Source organism: Micromonospora maritima, assembly GCF_902825405.1.
GTDB classification, from domain to species: Bacteria; Actinomycetota; Actinomycetes; order Mycobacteriales; family Micromonosporaceae; genus Micromonospora; species Micromonospora maritima.
On sequence record NZ_CADEAU010000816.1, the window covers coordinates 1 to 1,543 of the forward strand.

The 1,543-nt window shown below is 72.5% G+C and carries 3 protein-coding genes; all 3 read right to left on the reverse strand.

What is annotated here, in order from left to right; all coding sequences use genetic code 11:
* On the reverse strand, positions 1–751 hold a 751-nt coding region (locus HUW36_RS32580), incomplete at its 3' end, for a WXG100 family type VII secretion target (RefSeq protein WP_174531549.1).
* A complete protein-coding gene (locus HUW36_RS32585) occupies positions 744–1,115 on the reverse strand; it encodes a hypothetical protein (protein ID WP_174531550.1) in 372 nt (123 codons plus the stop codon). The genes HUW36_RS32585 and HUW36_RS32580, both read right to left, overlap by 8 nt.
* 116 nt (positions 1,116–1,231) lie before the next feature.
* The coding region (locus HUW36_RS32590) for a type VII secretion protein EccB (RefSeq protein WP_174531551.1) at positions 1,232–1,543 on the reverse strand (312 nt) is incomplete at its 5' end.

The following is a 1,543-nucleotide window of genomic DNA, read 5'->3' on the forward strand; positions in this document are numbered from 1 at the left end:
TGCCGGGGACGCCGCCGCCCGGGCCGCCGTCGCCGGGGGTGCCGCTGATCGGGGCGGTGTGGTGCACGCCCGAGGTGGTCGCGGTGCCGTTCGCGCCGGGGCCGAAGCTGCCCAGGCTCGGGCCGGCCGACGGCGTCCTCACCGACGGGCCGTTCTGCAGCGTCGGATCGCTGCCGCCCGGGTGGCGGAACATGTCGTCGTCAGGGGGCGGGTCCGGCACCACGATCCGGCCGTAGGCCGAGAAGTCGTAGCCCTCGGCCAGCTTCGCCACGACCTGCACCATCCGCTGGTGGGCCTTTTCCTGCTCGGCCTCGTCCTGCTGGTGGCCGACGATGCCGCCGATCAGCGCGCCGGGGGCGCCGCCGATGAGGAAGCCCTTGCCGGCGCCGGAGAGCAGCTTGTCGTTGTCGTCGGTCTTCTCCGGGCTCTCCGCCTTGGCCTGGGCGGTGCGCAGCTCGCTCGCCATCATGTCGAGGCCCTGTCGGATGCCCGTCATGCCCTCGGCCAGGTTGCCGGAGTAGCCGACCACCATGTCGAGCCGGCGGTGGAACTCGCGGGCGGCGTCGCCGGTCCAGGTCTTCGCCAACGCGTCCAGGTCGGCGGCGAGGTCGCGGCCGAGATCGTCGAGGGTGCCCTTGAGCGACGTCCACTGGGCGCTGAGGCCCTCGATCTGCTTCGGGTCTCCGGCGTTGACGCCCTGGTAGAGCTCCTCGTGGCTGACGTGCTCGTAGCGCTGGGTGTATTCAGACACGCGGATCCTCCTTCGGCTGCCTCATCGCCTCGTTGAGCCCGGAGAGGGCGGCGGCGATGTCGGCCGCGACGGCGGCGTTGCGGGCCTCGGCGGTCTTGTAGTTCGTCATGATCGTGTGGGTCGCCTCGCGGGCGGCCAGGATCGCCCGGCGCAGCAGGTCGACGTGGTTGACGTAGCTCTGGTGCGTCTCGGAGTAGCGACGGGAATTGTCGGTCGCGTCGGTGAACGTGCCGAGCGCCGGCGGACGGCACTGCATCTCGGTGTTGAGCTTGCGCAACACCGACTCCGCCTCGTGCAGACGTCGCTCGAGCCGCTGGTGAAAGTCCTCCAAGGACAGTACGTCGACTGTCGTGCGCCCCGTCATGGCTGCATCCCCGTTGTCATCGTCGAGAACCGTTGGCCATGCTCAGGTTAGTCGAACCCGACCAGCCCGGGCGACCCGTCGCCGTCCTCCTCCACTTCGGACCCGTCGCCGCCCGCTCAACCGCCCTGGACCTGGGCCGCGCCGCCGGCCGCCGGCGGTGTCGCACCGGCCGTCGGGGTGCCCGCCGCATCGAAGTACGCCAACGCGTCGGGCCGGGCCAGCGTCGGGCCGGTCGGCACCAGCGCCAGCAGCGAGGCGGGCACCGCCAGCGGGGTCACGTCGCCGTAGCCGAGCGCGCTCCGGGCGTCGCCGCCGAGCGGGTAGCGGATCCCCTGCGCGGTGATCAGGTAGACCGTCGAGCCGGCCGCCGGCTCGCCGCTCTCCCCGGCCGTCGCCTGCACGAGCACGCCCTTGCCGCCGGGCAGCAG